This window comes from Streptosporangium sp. NPDC020145 (assembly GCF_040631275.1).
In the GTDB taxonomy this organism is placed as follows: Bacteria; Actinomycetota; Actinomycetes; order Streptosporangiales; family Streptosporangiaceae; genus Streptosporangium.
Genome location: NZ_JBEXZT010000008.1, coordinates 316,648 through 338,770, shown reverse-complemented (window position 1 = coordinate 338,770; position 22,123 = coordinate 316,648). Strand labels below are relative to the sequence as shown.

Genomic DNA, 22,123 nt, shown 5'->3' with positions numbered 1-22,123 from the left:
ACGGGCGGCGGGCGGCGTGCGCGGCGGCCAGGGGCCGGGGTCGTGCGGCTGCGCGTACGGGGAGCCGTCCGCCTCATCGGTGATCTTGTCACGGGGGTTGTCACGGGCGGCTGTCACGGCTGTCACGCCGACCGGTGTCACGGTGTCACACCCCCGCTGACCTGTAACTCCCATCCCCAGCCCCTCCCCGTGACAACCCCCGTGACACAGAACGGCCCAACCCCCTCGCACCCGCCCCTCCGAACGGGGCCGGGGAAGCGGCAACAGGGGGTGTCTGACGCCTGACGCCCGTCTGGCGGCCGGCGCTGTTTCCCCGGGTAACGCGCGCCCGCGAGAGCCTCTGACGCGCTCTGACGCCCGCCTGACGCCTGCCCTGACGGCCGCCTGACGGTCCCGGCGGCGCTGGCCGAATGGCGTCCCTGGGGAGTCTCCCTGAGGGGGTGTTCATGATCGTGTGGCACCCCTGGGGGTGCCAGGGGCGGGGGTTGGGGGAGGGAGTTACAGGTCAAAGGGGTGCCACACCATCGTGGCACCCCTCGTGGCACCCCCCTGGCACCTGGCGTGGCACCCTCCTGGCACCCCTGTGGCAGGGGGCTGGCACCCCCGTGGCACCCCTCCAGCCCGGACCGTGGCACCCGGTGTGGCACCCCTGGCAGGAAGATCAAAAACATTTGGGCGTGCATCCCACGCGCAGCCGTACGCGAGCTCGTGAGACGCTTTCAGGCGTGGTCGCGTACCGTCGCCGTACCGATCGGACCATGTGTAGTCAGTCCTCGCAGTTCAGCGCCTTGAAGGTGGCTGGCCTCCGGAGCCGGGAGCGCAAGTTCGAATCTTGCAGGGGGCACCAACTCCTCATCGGCGATCTGTTCGCTGAAAAGGGGAAACAGCACAGGAACGGGCGGGTCTCCAGTCTTACGGAGCCTCGCCCGTTCTCATTGACGCCCACCAGTTGTGGACCCAGACCTCACGAGGTGAGTACGGGGTCACCCCTCCCGGAGGGCCTTCCTCAAGGACGCGGTGGCCGCGCGACCCGAACTCCCCATGGAGATGAGATGAGATCGCAGTATCCGGTGCGCGCCGTCCTGTTCGACCTGGAAGGGACGCTTTACGCCAACGGGGAGATGATTCCCGGTGCCGTCGCCGCCCTGACCGAGCTACGGGAACAGGGGCTCGCGCTCCGGTTCCTGACCAACACCGACTCCGAGCCCGCTGGGCGGACTCTCGCCCGGCTGGCCGGTTACGGTCTCCCGATCGGCCAGGAGGAGTTGTTCACCCCGGTGGTGGCCGCCGAGTCCCTGGTGGCGGCCACTCCAAACGCCCGGGTGTACGCGGTGGTCTCGCAGGCCCTGCGGGAGTCCTTCCCCTGCCTCGTCGACGAGCCCCCCTTCACCCACGTACTGGTGGGCGACTGCCGGGACACGTTGAGCTACCCCCTGCTGGACGGGGCCTTCCGTGCTCTGCGCTCCGGCGCGGCGCTACTGGCGCTGCAACGCGGACGCTATTTCAAGCGGGCGGACGGCGACCATCTGGACACCGGGGCGGTCGTGGCGGGGCTGGAGTACGCGGCGGGTGTCCAGGCCCGTGTGCTCGGTAAGCCGTCCACCGACTTCTTCGCCCTCGCCGCCGCGACGCTCGGCGTCGAGGTCACCGAGTGTCTGGTCGTCGGAGACGACGCGACCACCGACGTCGCCGGAGGGAACGCCGCAGGTGCGAGGACCGTCCAGGTGCGCACGGGCAAGTACGCCGACCAGCGGGCGGACGGCCTTGCCGGGGGAGCCGACCACACGATCGATTCGGTCACCGGGCTTCCCGGACTCCTCAGGGAGTTCCGCGAGGGATGACCATGACCGTCTACCGGATGGCCTGGGACGCCACGGCCCAGTGACTCATGGACCGGGAGGGCACACGGCGGTTGTGTTCCCGCCGCCAGGCCGCTGACCGGAGACCTTGGGCGACGAGGAGGACAACGAGGAATGCGCAGCGCGCTCGTATACGACGGGTGTGGGGGCCCTGAGGTGGAGGAGGACGGTACATGACCAGCGTGGGAGCCCCTGGACAGGCGGAGACGCGTAGCGCGCTGGACGCCCAGCGCTTTCGTCGGTCCGACGAGGAGACCGCCGTGGGGAGAGCCGTCCCGGACCCGAGGTTCGAGACGGCCCACATGGTCGGCGAGATCGGCGGCGCGTCGAACGCGTGATCCGTACGCCTGGACCGTCCGCTCCGACCGGAGTGGTCACGAGCACGTTCGACGAGCGGGGCGCGACGGGCTCTCACCCGGAGGCGGGCAGGTGTTTCGCCAGGATGGGGGAGATCTCGGACAGGGCTTCGGGCTTGACGATGGAGGTGTGGTCGCAGGTCACGGTGTGGACGGTCAGGGCGGGCAGGAAGGGGCGCCAGGTGTCCGAGGCGTGGATGTCCTGGAGGGAGGCGTCGAAGCAGAGGGTGGGGCCGGTGAAGGGCACGGGGGAGTGTGCGGCCATCGCGTGGGTGTTCTCCCCGGCGATCGACACCAGGTCGTCGACTGTGGCCTCGTCCAGGGCGGCGAGTGGGCTTCCCGCCTGTCGCAGTGCCTCCCGTCGCGAGCCCCTGGGTGCGGCGACGCCGTCGAGGGCGGTACGGACGACCTCCTCCTCAAGGGTCTCTTCAACGACCTCGGCAGGGGCCTCATCAGAGGCCTTCGCGAGGGACTCCTTGTGAGAACCCTCAAAGGCCTGGTCCGGGGTTCTCGCCCCGAATCCGCGGCGGGACGCGCGTCCTCTGACGTCACCGGGATAGGCGTCCAGCAGGACGAGCAGCGCGACCTGCTCACCCGTGGCGGCCAGATCGACGGCGATCTGCTGGGCGACCGTACCCCCGAAGGACCAGCCCGCCAGGACGTACGGCCCGGCAGGCCGGATCTCGCGCATCCGCTCGGCGTAGACGGCCGCCAGCTCGGGCACCGACATCGGGCGCACCGGTCCGACGGCGAGGCGGGGGTCCTGAAGGGCGTGCACCGGATGCCCCCGGGGGATGTGCCTGGGCAGCGCCGAATAGCACCACCCGAGTCCGTTCGCCGCGGGGATCAGGAAGATCGGGCACAGCTCACCACGGGGGCGGTAGGACAGGACGGCGGGTACGGCACCGCTCTCCTCGCCGAGGCGTTCCGCGAGTCCCGTGACGGTCGGGTCGGCGAACAGCGCGGAGACGCCGACCTCGGCGCCGAGCACGGAACGGACGCGGCTGACGAGGCGGACGGCGAGCAGGGAGTGTCCACCCAGGTCGAAGAAGTTGTCGCGCACGCCGACCTCGGGCACCCCGAGCACCTCGGCGAACAGTTCACGCAGGACCGCCTCACGAGGGTTGCCCGCGGAACCGCCCGACGACGCCCGCCGTACGGGAGCCGGGAGGGCGTGCCGGTCCAGCTTCCCGTTCGCGGTCACCGGGAACGCCTCAAGCGCGACCACTGCGGACGGCACCATGTATTCCGGCAGCAACCCGGCCACGTGCTCACGACACCACTCGGCGTCCGCCACGCCCAGGCCTCCGGTGCCGGTCGTGGCCGCGTTCGGCCGGGGCGGTTGGCCTTCGGGTGCGGTGCCCGGTTGTTCCGGGGCCAGACCGGCGTCGATCAGGGTGGTGTCCGTCGGGCTGCGTTGCCCGGACAGGGGCCCGGCCGGCACGCCGTCCGGTGCGGTCTCCTGCGGTTCGTGGCCCGGGGGCGTGCCGGAGGGGGAGGTCACGACGTAGCCGACCAGGTGTTTCTCGCCGGGGGCGTCCTCCCTGACGACCACCACGGCCTGTCTGACGCCGGGGACGCTCGCCAGCGCGGCCTCGACCTCGCCGGGTTCGACGCGGAAGCCACGGATCTTCACCTGGTCGTCGGCACGTCCGAGGAAGAACAGACGCCCCTGCTCGTCCCAGCGGACGACGTCGCCGGTGCGGTACATCCGTTCTCCGGCCGCGCCGAACGGGCAGGCGACGAACCGCGCCGAGGTCAGACCGGGACGCCCGACGTATCCGCGGGCCAGCCCGGCCCCGGCGAGGTACAGCTCACCCGGCACGTGAGGCGGCACCGGGCGCAGGGCGTCGTCCAGCACGTAGGCGCGGGTGTTGGCCATCGGACGTCCGATGGGGACGGTCGTCCCCGGCCCGTCCCCGGCCCGCCAGCGCGACCAGGTGGCGCACAGGGTGATCTCGGTGGGGCCGTACAGCGTCCGCACGGTCGTCTCGGGGCAGGCGTCGAGCACCGAGGTCACGGCCTGGGGAGAGACGACGTCTCCGCCGGTGAGAACCTCGCGGACACCGGTGAGACAGTCGGCGAGGTCCTCGGCGACGACCCGGAACAGTCCTGCGGTGAGGTGCACGTGGGACACACCGTGCTCACGGATCAGCCGTTCGAGCACCGGGGCGTCGAGGTCGCCGGGCGGCGCGACGACCACGGTGCCCCCGGTGAGCAGCGGCACCCAGATCTCGTAGGTGGAGGCGTCGAAGGCGTGCGGGGCGTGGAACAGCACCCGGTCCTGCGGGCCGACCTCCCACATCGGGTCGAGGGCGAGGTCCACGACGCCCTGGTGGGTCACGCCGATGCCCTTCGGTTCACCGGTCGAGCCGGAGGTGTACATGACGTAGGCGAGGTCCTCAGGCCGTGCCTCGTCAAGGCCGCTCTCCGAGAGGCTCGCGGGGAAAGGAGAGAGGCCGCCGTCCGGGTGCACCGTCAGTGTCCGCAAGCCCGTGGTGAGTTCGTGCGCGCCGTACACCTGGTCGGTCAGCAGCACCGGGCTGCCGCTCTCCTCGACGACGGCCCGCATCCTGGCCACCGGATAGGCGGTGTGGACCGGCAGGTAGGCTGCCCCGGCCCGCAGTACGGCCAGCAATGCGACGACCAGTCCCGCGGAACGCTCCATCAGCACCGGCACCGTCGTGCCGGTGCCGACCCCGGCCGTGACCAGCGCCGCGGCCAGGCGTCCCGCGCGTTCGTCCAGTTCGTCATAGGTGAGCTGGGTACGGCCGGCGACGACGGCTGGCGCGTCGGGGGTCGCGGTGGCGCGTTCGCCGAAAACCTCGACGACCGAGGCGGTGCGGCGGGGCGCGGCGGTGTCGTTCCAGCCGGTCAGGATCAGTTCGCGTTCTCGGGAGGACAGCACCTCCAGGGCGCTCAGCCGGGTCTCGGGCTCCGCGACGATCTGACGCAGGACACGGACGAACCGTTCGGCCATCGTGGCGACCGTCGGCTCGTCGAACAGGGCACTCGCGTAGGTGATCGTGAGCTCGACGTCCCGGCCCCGCCGTTCGAAGGCGAAGTCCAGGTCGAACTTGGCCCCCTGGGCGACCGCGGTGCCCGGCAGGCAGCGCGCTCCCGGCAGGTCGAGGGTGAGGACGCCGCTGTCGGCCCAGGACAGCGCCACCTGGAACAGCGGGTGACGGGCGGGGGAGCGGTTCGGGTTGAGGGCCTCGACGACGTGGTCGAACGGGACGTCCTGGTCGGCGTAGGCGGCCAGGTCCGCCTCCCTGACCCGGTCGAGCAGTTCGGTGAACGCCGGGTCGCCCGAGGTGTCGACGCGGAGCACCAGGGTGTTGACGAAGAATCCGATCAGGTCGTCGAGCGCCTCGTCGCCGCGTCCGGCGACGACCGTGCCCAGCGGGATGTCGGTGCCCGCGCCGAGACGGGTCAGCAGACCCGCCAGCGCGGCGTGAACCACCATGAAGACCGTGGCGTGACGACGCCGGGCGAGTTCGTGCAGTCCTCGGTCGAGTTCGGCGTCGATCGGGACGAGCACGCGTCCGCACCGGTGGTCGGCCCGGGGAGGGCGGGGCCGGTCGGTGGGCAGTGTCAGCTCCTCCGGCAGGCCGTACAGCCTCTCCACCCAGTGGTGCGGGCCGTCTTCCGTCCGGCGGGAGACGGCTCGGTCAGGCACTCCGCCCTCCGCCAGGTGCCGTGGGGCCTGCTCCACGAGGGAGGCGGCCTCGCCCTCCACCCTGCGACTCGGGCCTTGCCCGGCGAGCGCTTCGTGCTGCCAGAGGGCGTAGTCGGCGTACTGCACCGGTAGCGGTTCCCAGCCGGGTGCCTGCCCGGTCAGCCGCGCCGCGTACGCGTGTGACAGGTCGGCCCCCAGCCGGTCGATCGACCAGCCGTCGCCCGCGATGTGGTGCAGCACCAGCACGAGCACGCACTCGCCGGGCTCCGACCTGATCACCTCGGCGTACAGCGGCGAGTCCGTCGTGAGGTCGAACACGTGGGCACACGCCCTGGCCACCGCCGCCGCGCGTTCGGCGGGCGGGCACTCGGTGAGCACCACCTCGGTCCTGGGCTCGGGCAGGATCCGCTGTACGGGCTCGCCCCCCTCCTCGGCGAAGACCGTCCGCAGGCTCTCGTGCCTGAGCGCGACGTCCCGCAGTGCGGCGGCCAGCGTCGCCGGGTCGAGCGTGCCGTGGACCACGGTGGCGACCGGCATGTTGTAGGTGGGGCTCGGTCCCGCGAGCCGGTCGAGGAACCACAGACGCCGCTGCCCCGGTGAGGCGGGCACCGTCATGGGGCGGGGGGAGACCGCCGTGACGGCGGGCCGTTCCCGTCCGCCGAGACGGCCGAGCAGCCCTCTCGGTGTCGGCGCCTGGAAGAGGGCGCGCACACCGACCGAGGCGCCGAGCGCCGTACGGACCCGTTTGACCAGCCGGGTGGCCAGCAGCGACTGCCCGCCCAGGCTGAAGAAGTTGTCTTCGGGACCGACGTCCGTCACCCCCAGCACCTCGGCGAACAGCCCGCACATGATCTCCTCCCGGGGACCACGGGGACCACGGGGACCACAAGGACCGCGCGAGCCACGCGGGCCGTGGAGAACATGTGAATCATGGAAGCCATGGGCGTCACGAGGCTCGTCGAGTTCGCGAGAGCCGTGAGAGTCCTGTGGGCCACGGGAGTCACGCGGAGCGCCGAGGTCGTGGGGCCGCGCCGTACCGGGGGTGTCGTGCATCGGTGCCCTTCTCGTCTCAGGTCGGTCAGCCGGGTACGGCGGCGCGCATCCGGTCGAGCATCTCGTCGAGTACCGCGGGTGAGGTGGCGAAGTTCAGCCGGGCGAACCCCCTGCCCTCCGGGCCGAAGTCCGGACCCCTGAAGAGCATGACCCTGGCCCGTTCGAGGAAGAACGCCGACGGGTCGTCGCCGAGGCCCAGGGCGCGGCAGTCGAGCCAGGCGAGGTAGGTGGCCTCGGGAAGCCGGTAGACCACTCCCTCGGGCAGCCGTTCCGCGACCCGCAGCCGGTTGCGCGCCAGCAGGTCCCGCACGGTCTTCAGCCAGGGGTCCCCTTCGGTCCACGCGGCCCTGAGCGCGTCCACCCCGAGGGCGCTCACCTGGCCGAACAGGATGCCGCGGTGCGCGTCCACGGCGTCGCGGACCTCCTTGGCGCCGATGTGCGCGACGGCGCAGCGGACCCCGGCCAGGTTGAAGGCCTTGCTGCCCGAGGTGATCGTCACCGTGCGCGCCGCGGCCTCCTCGGAGACCGCGGCGAACGGGATGTGCCGGTATCCGTCGTAGGCCAGCTCGGCGTGGGCCTCGTCGGAGATCACCAGCAGGTCGTGTTCGGCGGCGAGCGCGGCCAGGGCCTCAAGCTCGTCGCGCCGGAAGACACGTCCGGTCGGGTTGTGCGGGTTCACCAGGAACAGCGCGCGGCACGGGATCCCGTGACGGCCGCTGACCTCCTCGGAGACCCGGTCGAGGTCGAGGTCCCAGTCACCGGCGCGCCAGCGGATCGGCACGGGCCTCGGCGGGCGGCCCAGCTTGGTCAGCATCTCGGTGAACGGGGGACAGACCGGGGAGTGCAGCGCGACCGGGTCACCGGGTGAGGTGCCGAAGTGCAGCGCGACCTGCATCGCCTGGTTGATGTCGGTGAACAGTCTGACGTGCGTGGGGTCGGCGGCGAAACCGAACCGGCCGAGCATGCGCCCGGCGAACGCCTCTCCCAGCGGCCCGCCGCGCGACTCGTCGTACCACGCGGGGTAGCCGAGGTCGGTGTCGATCCGCTCGACCAGGGCGCGCCGTACGGCGGGCGAGATGGGGAAGTCCATGTCCGCGACCCACGCGGGCAGCACCCCGGCCGGGGCGGACGCCCATTTCTCCCCGTCACGCAGGGAGAGAGTGGCGAGGTCGAGGGCGTCCAGGGTCATCGATGTGTCACCTAGCCTGTCGGGGGTCCTGTTCGAGCGGCACCGGCGCGCTGTCGTTACGGATGGCGCCCCAGCGTCTTTCCGTCTCGTTGTGGATGTACCAGAGGTCGTCCTCCGTCAGTGTGACGGACACGACGCCGGGAAAGGCCTCCTCGAAGTAGATGTACGGCTTGCGGTTGTCGACCCACGGGGAGTGGTAGTCGAGCTTGTCGGTCATGCCGTGGATGCGGGTGATCGGGGTGGCCGGGTGGTAGGTCAGGATGTTCGGGCTGGCGAGGTCGATGATCCTTTCGTCGATCAGCTCGCTCACCCCCGTGATCGTCTCGTCGATGCTGGCGCGGGTCTCCCCGTCGAGGCCGAACAGGACGGACGTGCCGACCCGCAGGCCGTGTGACTTCACCAGTGACGTCGCCTCGCGCACCTTCTGCGCCCAGTCGCGTCCCTCGACGCGGCGGAGGTTCTTGTGGATGCGGTCCATCACCTGCGTGGACATGCTCTCGATGCCGATGTAGACGTAGGTGCATCCCGCCTCGCGCATCAGGTCGAGGATCGTCGCGCTCTCCTCGGGCCTGTGCAGGCCGACCAGCACGTCCACGGTCAGCTGCGCGCCCCACTGCAGGCGGCGCAGGCGGGCCAGGCCGTCCTCGCCGCCGAGCGAGCGCAGCAGGCCCTCGTCCAGCTCCCCGGCGGCGGCGCGGCGGACGCCGCCGAGCTCGGCGCAGAACTCGGCGATGTCCCGGAAGGTGCCGCTCCAGAAGACCGAGTCGTCGAAGAACAGGGCCTCGGCGCCGTAGCCCACATATTCGCACACACGTTCGACTCCGGCGTGTGTCTGGCTGAACTTCTTCAGGCCGCCCGCGAGTTTGGCCGTCTCCGAGCAGAAGTTGCACTGGTAGGGGCAGGCGTTGGACACCATCACGTGCGCGGTCCGCTGGATCTCGCCGGTCGCGCCGTCGGTGAAGATCGGGAACCGGGACCGGATCGCGAACGCCTCGTACGGCGAGGGCAGTGTGGTCAGGTCGAGCCTGGGCCCTTCCTGGGGGTAGGCGTGCACGGCGTCCTGGCCGGTCAGCGTGATCAGGGAGCGCCCCGGGGCAGGGCCGTCCCGTCGCAGCAGGTCCTCAAGGCGGGGGCGGACGGCCGAAGGGGCGACCCACCCGGTGTCCAGGTCGACGGAGAGCGCGACGGCGCGCATCAGCAGGTCGAGTGAGTGGTAGGCCTCGCCGGAGACGGTCGCGTCGACCACGTGCGGCACCCTGCCGTCGTCCATGACCGCGAGCGTGCTGCTCGGCGCGATCATGAGCGTGTCGGCGCCGGGGACGCAGGTGGTCGTCTCGTCGACGTGCCGCCCGCCCAGGATCACATAGACACCGGGTATCTCGGCCTTGGCAAGCCCCGCGATGTCCAGGGCGTAGCGGTGGGCCGGTGAGACGCTGCTGATCAGCACGATCCTCGGCCGGGTCTCGCGCAGCAGGCCGATCCAGCGTTCCCGTGCCGCCCGGTCCCAGACGCGCGGGTCGAAGACGGTCTCGTCGGTGTTCGGCGAGTCGGTGTACGACCGGTAGCCGTCCTCGCCGACCGACATGCGGTAGGAGAGGTCGGGAAACCGGGTCCACCCCGGAGCCAGGTCGTTGTAGTGCCCGGCGTCCCGTACGGCGTTGCGCACCGCGACCGAGAGGGCCGCGTACAGGCACATCGGGTCGCCGGGGTAGGTGATCTCGCCCTCCGCCTGCGTCATGACGGGCGCGAGCACGGCCAGCACCGGGAAGTTCCGGTGCGGAAGACGCCCGAGCGCGAGGTCCTCGGAGAGGCGCTTTCTGCGCGCGGAAAGAAGTTCCTCGAACCCGGAGGAAACGGTTCCCCCGGGGAATCGGTGAACGTGAATGTCATTCAGCAATGCAGTTCCTTTTCCCTTTGTGTTCGCGGCCGGTATGCGTACGCCGAGGGATGGATAAATCACTCCCCGTGTGATCCTGCATAGCTTTTGTATGAGTTATCTGCCACGTTACTTTCGACCGATTGAACCAGATGGCCGGTGGACGTCAAGCGAGTGCCTCCGGTGAGGGCCGATGTCCCGCCGGCGGGACATCGTGGCGGCGCGCGGACCCGCCCCGGCGGCGCGTTGACATGAACGCGCGGCATCGTGTTTCAATGGCGGGCGTGTGAGAGAAGGGGGATTCTCCGGTGTCTGGCGAGTCGCGCACCATAGTCGGCGCTTTCGCCGAACAAGTCCAGGAGAACAGCGACAGGCCCGCTGTCAAGCAGGGTGGGACCGTTCTCTCATACCGCAGATTGGATGAGATCTCCGACATTTTCGTTGATTTTCTGGAACGCTGTGATATTCGTTCCGAGCAGCGGATCGGCATCCTCATGGAACGCGGCCCCGACGTGGTCGCGGCGATCGTCGGGACGGTGAAGTCGGGCGCCGCCTACGTCCCGCTCGACACCCGCTCACCGGCCGCCCGGCTGCGGTTGATCCTCACCGAGTGCGGCATCCGCGTCGTGATCACCGACTCGGCGGAGCGCGCGGCCTTCGTCCGGGGCTTCTGCGAGCCGGGCACCCGGGTGGCCGTCGTCGGTGAGGATCTCGACCTGTCGGGACCCGGCCCGCGAACGGCCCGGAAACAGGTCGTCCCCGGGCAGCTCGCCTACGTCGTCTACACCTCGGGTTCGACGGGGACGCCGAAGGGCGTGGCGATCTGCCACCGCGACCTGGTCGCCTTCGCCGCCGACCCCTGCTGGACCGGCCTTGAGGGACGGGTCCTGCTGCACTCCCCGCTTGAGTTCGACGCCTCGGTGTTCCAGATGTGGGTCCCCCTGCTGCGCGGCGGCACGGTCGTGCTCGCCCCGCCCGGCCCCGTCGAGGCCCGCGCGCTGGCGCGGACGATCGCGGAGGAGGCCGTCACCTGCACCTTCATGACCACCTCCTTCTTCAACGTGCTCACCGAGCAGCACCCGGACGCCTTCGCCGGGGGCTGCCAGGTGTGGATGGGCGGCGAGGCCGCCTCCCCGGTGGCGGTCGAGCGCACCCTGCGCGCCTCGGGGCCGGGCTCCGTCGTCAACGTCTACGGCCCGACCGAGGCCACGGTCTTCGCCACCTACCACCCGGTCGAGGAACCCGTGCCGAGCCCGGTGCCGATCGGCTCGCCCATGCGGGACGTCACCGTCCACGTCCTCGACGAGCACCTGCGCCCGGTCCCCGACGGCGCCGAGGGTGAGCTGTGCCTCGGCGGACGGGGCGTCGCCCGGGGCTACTGGGCGAGACCGGGCCTCACCGCCCAGAAGTTCGTCGCCGACCCCTTCGCGGGTGACGGCGCCCGGATGTACCGGACCGGCGACATCGTACGGCGCCGCCCCGACGGCCTGCTGGAGTTCGTCGGCAGGCACGACGGCCAGGTCAAGGTCCGTGGCTTCAGGATCGAGCTCGGCGAGATCGAGAACCAGCTCTCCCGCAGGGAGGACGTGGCCCGGGCCGCCGTCGTCGCCACCGCCGACCGGCACGGCGACACGACCCTGACCGCCTACGTCGTCCCCGCAGGGGACGCCGGAGACGCCGGGGAGACCGGGGAGGCCTGGGCGGACGTCCTGCTGGACCACCTGCGCGAACGGCTGCCGCCGTACATGGTGCCCTCGGCGCTGGTCGTGCTCGGGGAGCTGCCGCTGAACAACAACGGCAAGCTCGACATACGGGCGCTGCCCGCCCCGGCGCGCGCGGCGGGTGGCGCGGAGCCCGCGTCGGAGACGGAGAAGGTGCTGTGCCACCTGTTCGCCGACGTGCTCGGCGTCGAACGGGTCGGGGTGAACGACGGTTTCTTCGACCTGGGCGGCCACTCGCTGGCGGCGACCCGGCTGGCGGCCAGGGCCGAGGCCGCCCTCGGCCTCCGGGTCGAGGCGGGGGAGGTCTTCGAGGCGCCGACGGTCGCCGAGCTGGCCGCACGCCTCCTCACCTCACCGGCCCGCGCCGCGGGTCTCTGCCTTCCGCCCGTTCCTAAGCCGCGCCCGGAGCGGATCGCGCTGTCCCACGCCCAGCGCAGGCTGTGGTTCGTCGACCAGCTCCAGGAGGAGGGCGACCCCGGCTACCACATCCCGCTGGTCTTCCGCCTGCCGTACGAGGTGGACGCCGACGCGCTGCGCCTGGCCATGGCCGACGTCGTCACCAGGCACGAGAGCCTGCGCACGGTCTTCCCCGACGACTATGACGACGACGAGGGGCCCTGGCAGCGCGTCCTGGACCCCGGGGAGCGCGACCCCGAGCTGACGGTCACCGTCTGCGCCGAGGCGGAGATGGAGGAGCTGCTCGCGGCCGAGGTCCGCAGGCCGTTCGACATCACCGAGGACCTGCCGCTGCGCGGCGCGCTGCTGCGCCCGTCCCAGGGGCGGGGGACGACACTGCTGCTGGTGCTGCACCACATCGCGGCCGACGGCTGGTCGCTGACGTCGCTCTGCCGCGACCTGTCCCTGGCCTACCGGGCCAGGCTGGCGGGTACGGCCCCGGAGTTCGTCCCGCTGCCGCTGCAGTACGCCGACTACGCCGCCTGGCACCGTGAGCTGCTCGGCGACGCCGGAGACCCGGGCAGCAGGCTGTCGTCCCAGCTCCGCTACTGGGAACGGCGGCTCGCGGGCCTGCCCGACGAGGTCTCGCCGCCGCCGGACCGGCCCCGGCCGCCGATCTCGGGCAACCGGGGGGACGCCGTCGCCTTCACCGTCCCCGCCGAGCTGCGCCGGGGGCTTGAGGACCTCGCGCGCTCCTGCCGGGCCACGCTGTTCATGACGCTGCACGCCGCGCTGGCGGACCTGCTCACCGACCTGGGCTGCGGGCACGACATCGTGGTGGGCAGCCCGACCGCGGGCCGTACGGCCGAGGCGCTCGACGAGCTGGTCGGCTTCTTCGTCAACATGGTCGCGCTGCGGACCGACACCTCGGGCGACCCGACCTTCCGTGAGCTGCTCGGCCGGGTGCGCGACGGCTGGCTGCCCGCCTCGGCCAACCAGGACGTCCCCTTCGAGCTGGTGGTCGAACGGGTCAACCCGGCACGCGGGCTGTCCCGCCACCCGGTCTTCCAGGTCACGCTCGGCCTGCTCGACGCCCCGGACCTCGCCCTCGACCTCACGCCGGAGCCCCCCGGAACTCCGGAGCCCCCCGAAACGCCGGAGACCCCCGGAACGAATCCGCAGGCCCCCGGAACGCCGGAGCGCGGTGAGTGGACGCTGGCCAGGACCGGGGCGGCCAGGTTCGACCTGACCTTCGACCTGATCGCCCGGCGGGAGGCGGACGGCACGCCCGGCGCGCTCGACGGCTACGCGGAGTTCGCCACCGACCTGTTCGACCGGGAGAGCGCGCTGCGGCTGGTCGAGGGGTTCGTCACGAGGCTGCGCCAGGCCGTCGCCGACCCGGACCACCGGAACGGCCCTCAACGCGGGAACACAGACGCGGGCACGGACGGGAGCACCGAAGGAGGCACGGACGGAAGCACGGACGGGCTCCGCGCGCTCGGTGGCTCCGCGCGATGACCGCGACCACCACCTCGCTCACCCGGCGGATCATGGGCCTGCCCAGGGAGGCCTGGGTCATCTGCGCGGGCATGTTCGTCAACAAGTTCGGCGCCTTCCTCAACGTCTTCCTGGTCCTGTACCTCACCCACCGGGGGTACTCCGCCTTCCTGGCCGGGCTCGCGCTCGGCGCGGTCGGCTTCGGCGGCTTCCTCGGCAACGCGGTCGGCGGAAGCATCGCGGACCTGATCGGCAGACGGTGGACGATCGTCGCCTCGATGTTCGGCACCGCGGTCTTCACCCTGCTCGTCCCGCTGGCCGACACCATCGGCGTCATCGTCGCGCTGTCGCTGGCCGTCGGATTCCTCGCGCAGCTCTACCGCCCGGCGGCGGGCGCGATCCTCGTCGACACCGTGCCCGCCCGCGACCTGATCGCCGCGGTCTCCCTGCTGCGCCTGGCCATGAACCTCGGGATGGCCGTCGGCGGCGTGGTCGGCGGCCTGCTCAGCGTGCTGTCCTACACCTACCTGTTCGTCGGCAACGCGGTGACGTGCCTGCTGTTCGGGCTGCTGGTGCTGACGCTGCTGCCGGAGACCAGGCCCGCCCCGCCCGAGCACGAGGACGCCGGGGCACGCGGCGGCTACCGGACCGTGTTCCGCGACCGGGCGATGGTGCTGTACCTGCTGTCGATGACCGCCGCCACCTACGTCTACACGCAGACGATCGCGACCCTCCCGCTGCACGTCAGGAACCAGGGGCTCGGCACCGAGTTCTACGGCCTGCTGCTCGGGGTGAACGCGCTGCTGATCGTGCTGTTCGAGCTGCCGCTCGTCCGGTTCACCGAGCGCCGCCAGCCCCGGTACGTGATCGCGGCCGGGGTGGTCCTGCTGGGCGCCGGGGTCGCGCTGACCGGGGTCGCGGACGAGCGGGCCGCGCTCGTGGCGACCGTGGCGCTGTGGACGCTCGGCGAGATGGTCTACACGCCGGTGGCCACGGCCTATCCGGGCCTGCTGGCGCCCGGCCACCTCAGGGGGCGCTACCAGGGCGCGGAGGGCGTCGCGGTGACCGTCGCCCAGACGGCGGGCCCCGCCGCGGGCGGCTTCCTGTACGGGCACACCGCCGCCGGCCACTGGGCGCTGTGCGGGGTGGTCGCCGTGCTCGGCGCGGGGTTCATGCTCGCCGCGCGACCCACCGGTACGGCCACATGACGACGGACTCTCCGCGAGGGGCGGGGAGAGAAAGCGGAGGCTGAGATGCCCGGACCGTTCGACGAGGAGACGGGGCTGTTCAAGGTCCTGGTCAACGACGAGGGCCAGTACTCACTGTGGCCCGCGGGCACCGCCGTACCCGGCGGGTGGCTGGTGCGGCTCGACGACGCGCGCCGGGACGACTGCGTCGCCTACGTGGAGGAGCACTGGACCGACATGCGGCCCCGCGGTCTGGCGGGCTCCCATGACGCGTGACACCGGCCTCGCCGACACGGTCGTCCTGGACCTCCTCGGCCTGCACGGCTCGCTCGGCTCTCCCGTCATCGAGTCGATGAACTTCCTCAACGAGGTCTCCAGCCGCTTCCCCGACGCGGTCTCCTTCGCCGCGGGACGGCCCTACGAGGGCTTCTTCGACATCGAGGAGGTCCACCGCTACCTGCGCGTCTACCGTGACCACCTGATGGAACGGCTGGGGGACGAGGTCCTGGTCAGGCGCACCATGCTCCAGTACGGCCGCACCAAGGGCGTCATCCACGACCTCGTGGCCAGGAACCTCCTGCTGGACGAGGGCATCGACGTCGACCCCGAGTCGATCGTCGTCACGGTTGGCTGCCAGGAGGCCCTCTACCTCACGGTGCGGGCGCTGCGCCGCGACGGGCGGGACGCCCTGCTGAGCGTCTTCCCGTGCTACGTCGGGGTGGCGGGCGCCGCGGCGCTGGCCGACATGCCGTTGCTGCCCGTCGCCGGCTCCCCGGAGGGGATCGACCTGGACGACCTCGTCGCGGCCGTCCGTCGGGCCAGGGCCGACGGGATGCGGCCGCGCGCGCTGTACGTGGTCGCCGACTTCGCCAACCCCTCCGGCGTCAGCCTCGGCCACGCCACCCGTGAGCGCCTGCTCGCCCTGGCAGGGGAGCTCGACCTGCTGATCCTTGAGGACAATCCGTACGGCCTCTTCCACGGCGAGGAGGAGCGGGCGCCGACGCTCAAGGCCCTCGACCCCGGCGGGCGGGTGGTCTACCTCGGTTCGTTCGCCAAGACCGGCATCCCCGGTGCCAGGGTCGGCTACGTCGTGGCCGACCAGCGCGCCGGGAACGGGCTGCTCGCCGACCAGCTGGCGAAGATCAAGAGCATGCTGACGGTCAACACCTCACCCATCGCCCAGGCCGTCATCGGCGGCAAACTGCTCGCCAACGGGTGCAGCCTGCGCGCGGCGAACGCCAGGGAGACCCGGGTCTACCAGGGCAACCTCCGGCACATGCTCGACGGGCTGCGCGAACGCTTCCCACCGGAGAGCCGCGTCAGCTGGAACACCCCGGAGGGCGGCTTCTTCGTCGTCCTCGACGTCCCGTTCCCCGCCGACGACGAACTGCTCGAACACTCGGCCCGCGAGCACCGCGTCCTGTGGACGCCCATGCACCACTTCTACGGCGACGGCCTGCCACGACCGCAGATCCGGCTGTCGTTCAGCCATCTGACGCCCGGCGAGATCACCATCGGCCTCGACCGGCTGGCGCGCTTCGTCGCCCGGCGTTGTGAGGCCCCATAGGGAGGCAAGAGATGACAGTTTTCGAGGAGCTGTCCGTCGACCACGTCGGATTCTCCGTCGCCGATCTGGCGGAGACGACCAGACTCTTCGTCGACCGCTACGGCTTCACCGTCTACGCCCGATCCGAGGAACCCCCCGAGACCGGGGGCGCCCTCACCGTCGCCCTCGGCTGCCAGGACATCAGGCTGGTGCTGACCCAGGCGGGCGACGCCGACCACCCGGCCGCCGCCTACGTGGAACGGCACGGCGACGGGGTCTCCGACATCGCCCTGCGCACCTGCGACGCCGAGGCGGCCTACACCGAGGCCGTACGGCGCGGCGCCCGGCCCGTGACACCACCGGCCGTACGGGACGGGGTGGTCACCGCCTCGATCGTCGGCTTCGCGGACGTCCTGCACACCTTCGTCCAGCGCCCGCCCACGACCGACCCGCGTGTCCTGCCCGGACTGTTCCCGGCCACCGGGGAACGGCACCCGGCGGGACACGCCGGGCTCGGCACGGTCGACCACTTCGCCGTCTGCCTGGAGGCCGGGCAGCTCGACCCCACGGTCGAGTTCTACGAGACGGCCCTCGACTTCGAGATGGTGTTCACCCAGCGCATCGTCGTCGGACGCCAGGCCATGGACTCGAAGGTGGTGCAGAGCCGTTCCGGCGCGGTGACGCTCACCCTGATCGAACCCGACGTGTCACGCGACCCCGGCCAGATCGACCAGTTCGTCAAGGACCACGGTGGGGCGGGCATCCAGCACGTCGCCTTCACCACCGGCGACATCGTCAGGGCGGTGGGCACGCTGCGGGAGAACGGCATCGAGTTCCTGGGCACCCCCGGCGCCTACTACGACCTGGTGCCGGAGCGGCTGCGGCTGGCCAGGCACTCCCTCGGCGAGCTGCGCGCGCTGAGCATCCTCGTCGACCAGGACCAGGACGGCCAGCTGCTGCAGATCTTCTCCAGGAGCGTCCACCCGCGCGGCACCCTCTTCTTCGAGGTGATCGAACGGGCCGGGGCGCGTACCTTCGGCAGCGGCAACATCAACGCCCTTTACACCGCGGTGGAGATCCAGCGCAACAGGCAGGCCCGGTGAACGCCGGGGACGCGGCGGTGTGCGTCGCGGACGTCGAACGGCTCGCCGGAGATCTCCTGCCGCCGGACATCCGGGACTTCGTCGCCGGGGGAGGCGGCGACGAGTCCGCCCAGGCGGCCAACCGCGCCTGCCTCGACCGGGTGCGCCTGGTGCCCAGGGTGCTGACCTCGGCGGACGGGGCCGACACGGCGGGACGGCTGCTGCACGGCACGGCGGCGATGCCGGTCGCCGTCGCCCCCATGGCCTACCAGCGGCTGTGCCATCCTGACGGCGAGCTCGCCATGGCCCGCGCCGCCGGGAAGGCGGGCGTCCCGTTCACGGCCGCCACGCTGAGCAGCGTCCCGATCGAGGAGATCGCGGCGGTCGCCGGGACACTCTGGTTCCAGCTCTACTGGCTGCGTGACCGGGGGCTCGTGCTCGACCTGCTGGCCAGGGCGGAACGGGCGGGCTGCACGGCGCTGGTGCTGACCGTGGACGTGCCGGTGCCCGCGCGGCGACCGCGCGACATGCGCAACGGGTTCACGCTGCCCGCCTCGGTCGTCGCCGCCAACCTCCCCGAGGGGACGGGGTCGGCCGCGCACGTCCCCATGCCGCACGAGTCGGCCGTCGCCTCCCACACCGGGATCATGTTCGAGAACACGCTCGGCTGGGACGACCTGGCCTGGCTGCGCGGGCACACCGGCCTGCCCGTCGTGCTCAAGGGCGTCCTCGACCCGGGCGACGCCGTACGGGCCGTGGAGGCCGGGGTGAGCGCCGTGGTCGTCTCCAACCACGGCGGTCGTCAGCTGGCCGGGGCCGTACCGTCCATCGTGGCGTTGCCGGGGGTCGTCGAGGCGGTCGCCGGGCGGTGCGAGGTGCTGTTCGACAGCGGGATCAGGAGCGGCACCGACGTGCTGCGCGCGCTGGCGTACGGCGCGGCCGGCGTGCTGCTCGGCCGTCCCCTGCTGTGGGGGCTGGCGATGGACGGCGAGGCGGGGGCCGGGCTGGTGCTCGACCTGCTGCGCGCCGAGCTGCGTGAGGCCATGCTGCTGACGGGCTGCGCCGACCTCTCCGCCGCCCGGACCCTGGGCACCGTCCTGCTCTGACCGCTCACACCCCGGGCGGATCCCCGGCGAACGGCGCCATGAACGCGGGCAGCCTCGCCCAGACGTCCGGGGTGTAGAAGTGGCCACCGGGCAGCCTGTCGTGCCGGAAGGCGCTCTCGGCCAGCTCCCGCCACCTTTCGGTCGCCTCGGGCTCGATGACGTCGTCGGCGGCGCCGGTGAGCACCTGCAGGGGAACCCGGGCGCGTGTCCCGGCCCGGTGACGGAAGGAGTCGCGGACCTTGATGTCGGCGCGCATCAGTTCGACCGCCATCTCGCTCAGGTCAGGGTCGTCGAGCACGTGCGCGGGCAACAGGCCGTTGACGCTCATCCAGTGCAGCAACTGCTCGTCGGTCTCCTCCTGGGCGGGGAACATGTCCCTGGGGCGCAGGCCGCCGCTCGGCGCGTTCGTCGAGGAGATGACGAGCGCCTCGGGGGGCCTGCCGCCGTGCCGTTCGAGCCGGGAGGCGACGTCGAAGGCCATCCAGCCGCCCATGCTGTGCCCGAACAGGACGTACGGCCGGTCGGCGGCGGCGAGCACGGCGGCGGTCGCGTCCTCGGCCAGTTCGTCCCAGTCGGTGGCGAACGCCTCGGCGAAACGGCCCTCCCTGCCGGGGTAGCAGATCGCGGCCAGGGACACATCCTGCGGCACGACGTCGGCCCACCCCAGGTAGGGGCCCGCGCCGCCGCCGCAGAAACCCAGGCAGACGAGCGCCCGCGCCGCCTCGGGCCGGTGCCGGGGGCGCACCACGATGGTGTCCACGCTTTTCCCTCTCTCGTGGTCCTCAGCCGTTGCGGTGCAGCGACTCGACGTAGCCGGCCAGGTCGCGCAGGCGCGGATGCCGGTACACCTGCCGGGTCGGCACGACGACGCCGAGGTTCCTGCGCAGCCGCGCGACCACCCGGATGGCCATCAGCGAGTGGCCGCCGAGGGCGAAGAAGTCGTCGTCGGGGCCGATCCCGTCCCGGCCGAGGACCTCCGCCCACACGCCCGCGATCAGCTCCTCGAACTCGCCCCGCGGCGCTTCCCCGGGTTCCGCGGCCCACACGGGCTCGGGGAGGGCGGCCACGTCGAGCTTGCCGTTCGGGGTGAGCGGGAGGCGTTCGACGAGAGCGAAGGCGGAGGGCACCATGAACTCCGGCAGCCCGGCGGCCAGGTGTTCCCGCAGCCGTTCCGGGGAGGGTTCGCGGCCTTCCACGGGCACCACGTGGGCCACCAGCCGGTCGCCGCGGAGCGTGACGACGGCGCGTGCCACGTCAGGGTGGGCACCGAGGGCGTGCTCGATCTCGCCGGGCTCGATCCGGAAGCCGCGGACCTTCACCTGGCCGTCGGCCCGCCCTGCGAACCGCAGCGTGCCGTCCTCCGCGCGGGAGGCCAGGTCGCCGGTGCGGTACATCCGGGCGCCGGGCGCGGAGAACGGGTCGGCGACGAACCGCTCCGCGGTGAGGGCGGGCCTGCCGACGTAACCGAGGGCAAGGCGGGGGCCCGCGACGTACAGCTCCCCGGTCACGCCGGGCGGCACCGGGCGCAGGGCGTCGTCGAGCACGTGGACGTGGCAGCCGGACAGCGGCCGTCCGATGTGCGGCCCGGCGCCGGTGATCCAGGCGGTGGTGACGTTGACCGTGCACTCCGTTGGCCCGTACAGGTTCAGCCCCTCCACGTGCTCCGAGCCGGCGATCTCCCGCCAGGTCCGTTCGGGTACGGCCTCGCCGCCGAGGAACAGCCGCAGCACACGTCCGTCGGGGCGGGGGGTGAGCAGTTCCTCGCGCAGGGTCTCCCAGTGTGAGGGGGTCAGGTCGAGGTCGGTCACCGCGTGCTCGTCGAGCAGGGCGCGCAGCCGGGCCGGGTCGGTGCGGTCCTGCTCGCCGAGCACGACCAGGGTGTCTCCCCGGCACACCCTGACCCACTGCTGCACGGAGGCGTCGAAGGAGACGCTGGCGTTCCAGGCGACCACCCGGGGACGGTCGGCGTAGGCGCCGAAGCGTTCGAGCGCGGTGACCATGGAGGCCACGGAGCTCCGGGACACCTCGACCCCCTTCGGCCTGCCGGTCGAGCCCGAGGTGTGGATGACGTACGCCGGGGCCGAGGCGGACGGAGGGTCCAAGGCCCCGTCGTTGCCCGAGGTCGCATCCGGGGTGAGGCAACGCGCTTCACCCGCCCACGAGGGACGTTCACCGGTGTGGAGCAGAATCCGCGTCCCCGCGTCCTCGGCCATGAACGCGAGCCGGTCGGCGGGGTAGACGGGGTCGAGCGGGACGTAGGCCGCGCCCGCCCGCCACACCGCCAGCAGCGCCACGACCAGGTCGGCGCCCCTGGGCAGGCTCACCCCGACCCGGTGGCCCGGCCCGGCGCCCAGGTCGCGCAGCGCCGCCGCGAGCCGGGCCGTACGGGCGTCGAGTTCGGCGAAGTCGAGCACGGTCTCCCCGTGGCGCACCGCGGGCCGGTCGGGCGCGTGCCGGACCGTGGCGGAGAAACGGCTCAGCAGGTCCCGCTCCTGCCCGCTCACAGCTGACCGGCCGCGGGCTGGACGGTCGGCGCGCAGTCGAGGAGGTCGACGGGCTCGCCCATCGCCACCACGATCCTGCGGTCGCCGCGGAAGGGGTCCCTGCCGTGCGCCGTCAGGACGTTGTCGACGATGAGCAGGTCACCGGGGCGCCACCGTTCGCGTACGGTCGCCGCCTCGTAGGCGGCCCGCAGGTCCTCCAGGTCGTCCCGCGTCAGGGGTTCGCCGTCGCCGAAGGCGGTGTTGAACGGCAGGCCGTCCCGCCCGAACTCCGCCACGAGGACCTCCCTGAGCTCCTCGTCCAGGGACCACTCGTTCCAGAAGGCCAGGTGGTTGAACCAGACCTCCTCCCCGCTGCGCGGGTGCCTGATGACGCCGGGGCGCAGCTGGCTGGTGCGCAGGTTCCCGTCGTCCTGCCACCGGTGGCCGATGAGGTTGTCGGCGCAGTAGCGCTCGACGTCGCCCCTGTCCTGTGCGGAGAAGGCGGTGCGCCAGTCGGTCGAGATGTGCTCGGAGTAGCCGCGTCTCAGCAGCCAGCCGGAGGCCCGGACCTTCTCGGCCAGGGGCGCGGGGACGTTCCGCAGAACCTTCCTGCAGTCGGCGACCGGCGTGGCCCCGCCCTCCTCCGGCGCGGTCAGGCAGGCGAACAGCAGCAGCCCGGGGAAGGTCAGGGTGTAGCTGTTCTCGTTGTGCATCATGATCGGCTGCGAGGGGGGAAGGTCGGTCGAGGAGAAGACCCCGCTGCCGAGGTCGCTGCGCGGCGTCGCCTTCTCCCGGTACGGCGTGTGCCTGGGGATGAGCACGTCCCGCACCCTCGCGAAGTCCTCGACGCCCTTCAGCGGCAGGCCCCGGAGGTGGACGGCACCGTGTTCGGCCAGGGCCGCGCGCAACTCGGGCAGGAGGGCGCTCAGCCGGTCACAGGTCCCGGCGATGTCGTCGGGGCCGGTGAGCCACGCGGACACCGGTTTCCCCTCGGAGACCTCCCAGTCGAGTTCGCCGGTCGTTCCTTCCGGCGTTGATCTCATTTCCGATGTCCTTTCGCGCTCGGTCGGGCCTGGAGAGACCGTGGACATGA

Annotated in this window: 14 protein-coding genes and 1 tRNA gene; 9 read left to right on the top strand and 6 right to left on the bottom strand. The window is 71.9% G+C overall.

The genetic code is table 11. From position 1 onward, the window contains the following. Window positions 1-783: 783 nt before the first annotated feature. The 3 genes from ABZ463_RS18270 to ABZ463_RS18260 all read left to right on the top strand — a co-directional run bounded on the left by ABZ463_RS18270 (window position 784) and on the right by ABZ463_RS18260 (window position 2,197). Window positions 784-847 (top strand) — tRNA-Ser (locus tag ABZ463_RS18270). A 205-nt stretch (window positions 848-1,052) separates the two neighbouring features. Then, window positions 1,053-1,841: an HAD hydrolase-like protein gene (locus tag ABZ463_RS18265; RefSeq protein WP_362777240.1), complete on the top strand. Its 789-nt coding sequence runs from the start codon at window positions 1,053-1,055 to the stop codon at window positions 1,839-1,841. Window positions 1,842-2,032: 191 nt separating this feature from the next. Beyond that, window positions 2,033-2,197, top strand: a complete 165-nt coding sequence (locus ABZ463_RS18260; RefSeq protein ID WP_362777238.1) for a hypothetical protein — start codon at window positions 2,033-2,035, stop codon at window positions 2,195-2,197. A 73-nt stretch (window positions 2,198-2,270) separates the two neighbouring features. Here ABZ463_RS18260 and ABZ463_RS18255 read toward each other — a convergent pair whose 3' ends face one another. The 3 genes from ABZ463_RS18255 to ABZ463_RS18245 form a co-directional block, all read right to left on the bottom strand. Next, on the bottom strand, window positions 2,271-6,743 hold the full coding sequence (locus ABZ463_RS18255) for an amino acid adenylation domain-containing protein (protein WP_362777236.1): 4,473 nt from the start codon (window positions 6,741-6,743) through the stop codon (window positions 2,271-2,273). A 229-nt stretch (window positions 6,744-6,972) separates the two neighbouring features. Then, window positions 6,973-8,136, bottom strand: coding sequence for an aminotransferase class I/II-fold pyridoxal phosphate-dependent enzyme (locus ABZ463_RS18250; RefSeq protein ID WP_362777234.1), 1,164 nt, complete (start codon window positions 8,134-8,136; stop codon window positions 6,973-6,975). A 7-nt stretch (window positions 8,137-8,143) separates the two neighbouring features. Further along, window positions 8,144-10,033 carry a radical SAM protein gene (locus ABZ463_RS18245; protein WP_362777232.1) on the bottom strand — a complete coding sequence of 630 codons (1,890 nt, stop codon included), beginning with the start codon at window positions 10,031-10,033 and terminating at the stop codon, window positions 8,144-8,146. Window positions 10,034-10,320: 287 nt separating this feature from the next. Between ABZ463_RS18245 and ABZ463_RS18240 the strand changes: the two genes are divergently transcribed. The 6 genes from ABZ463_RS18240 to ABZ463_RS18215 are packed head-to-tail and all read left to right on the top strand — an operon-like array spanning window position 10,321 to window position 18,547. Continuing rightward, on the top strand, window positions 10,321-13,647 hold the full coding sequence (locus tag ABZ463_RS18240; protein ID WP_362777230.1) for an amino acid adenylation domain-containing protein: 3,327 nt from the start codon (window positions 10,321-10,323) through the stop codon (window positions 13,645-13,647). Next, complete coding sequence (locus ABZ463_RS18235) at window positions 13,644-14,834, top strand: MFS transporter (protein ID WP_362777228.1); 1,191 nt, start codon at window positions 13,644-13,646, stop codon at window positions 14,832-14,834. The genes ABZ463_RS18240 and ABZ463_RS18235 overlap by 4 nt, the downstream gene beginning before the upstream one ends. 45 nt (window positions 14,835-14,879) lie before the next feature. Continuing rightward, window positions 14,880-15,089: an MbtH family NRPS accessory protein gene (locus tag ABZ463_RS18230; protein WP_352009753.1), complete on the top strand. Its 210-nt coding sequence runs from the start codon at window positions 14,880-14,882 to the stop codon at window positions 15,087-15,089. Continuing rightward, window positions 15,079-16,380, top strand: a complete 1,302-nt coding sequence (locus tag ABZ463_RS18225; protein ID WP_362777225.1) for a PLP-dependent aminotransferase family protein — start codon at window positions 15,079-15,081, stop codon at window positions 16,378-16,380. Before ABZ463_RS18230 ends, ABZ463_RS18225 begins: the two co-directional genes overlap by 11 nt. Before the next feature lie 11 nt (window positions 16,381-16,391). Beyond that, complete coding sequence (hppD, locus tag ABZ463_RS18220) at window positions 16,392-17,462, top strand: 4-hydroxyphenylpyruvate dioxygenase (RefSeq protein ID WP_352009751.1); 1,071 nt, start codon at window positions 16,392-16,394, stop codon at window positions 17,460-17,462. Next, complete coding sequence (locus tag ABZ463_RS18215) at window positions 17,459-18,547, top strand: alpha-hydroxy acid oxidase (RefSeq protein WP_362777222.1); 1,089 nt, start codon at window positions 17,459-17,461, stop codon at window positions 18,545-18,547. The genes hppD and ABZ463_RS18215 overlap by 4 nt, the downstream gene beginning before the upstream one ends. Before the next feature lie 4 nt (window positions 18,548-18,551). On the opposite strand, the gene ABZ463_RS18210 is transcribed toward ABZ463_RS18215, so the two are convergent. Genes ABZ463_RS18210 through ABZ463_RS18200 form a run of 3 tightly spaced genes read right to left on the bottom strand, consistent with a single transcriptional unit; the run spans window position 18,552 to window position 22,073 of the window. After that, window positions 18,552-19,307 (bottom strand): alpha/beta fold hydrolase, encoded by a 756-nt coding sequence (locus ABZ463_RS18210; protein WP_352009749.1) that lies wholly within the window; start codon window positions 19,305-19,307, stop codon window positions 18,552-18,554. Window positions 19,308-19,329: 22 nt separating this feature from the next. After that, window positions 19,330-21,051, bottom strand: a complete 1,722-nt coding sequence (locus tag ABZ463_RS18205; RefSeq protein ID WP_362777220.1) for a non-ribosomal peptide synthetase — start codon at window positions 21,049-21,051, stop codon at window positions 19,330-19,332. Continuing rightward, window positions 21,048-22,073, bottom strand: a complete 1,026-nt coding sequence (locus ABZ463_RS18200; protein ID WP_352009747.1) for a TauD/TfdA family dioxygenase — start codon at window positions 22,071-22,073, stop codon at window positions 21,048-21,050. The genes ABZ463_RS18205 and ABZ463_RS18200 overlap by 4 nt, the downstream gene beginning before the upstream one ends. Between the last annotated feature and the right edge of the window lie 50 nt (window positions 22,074-22,123).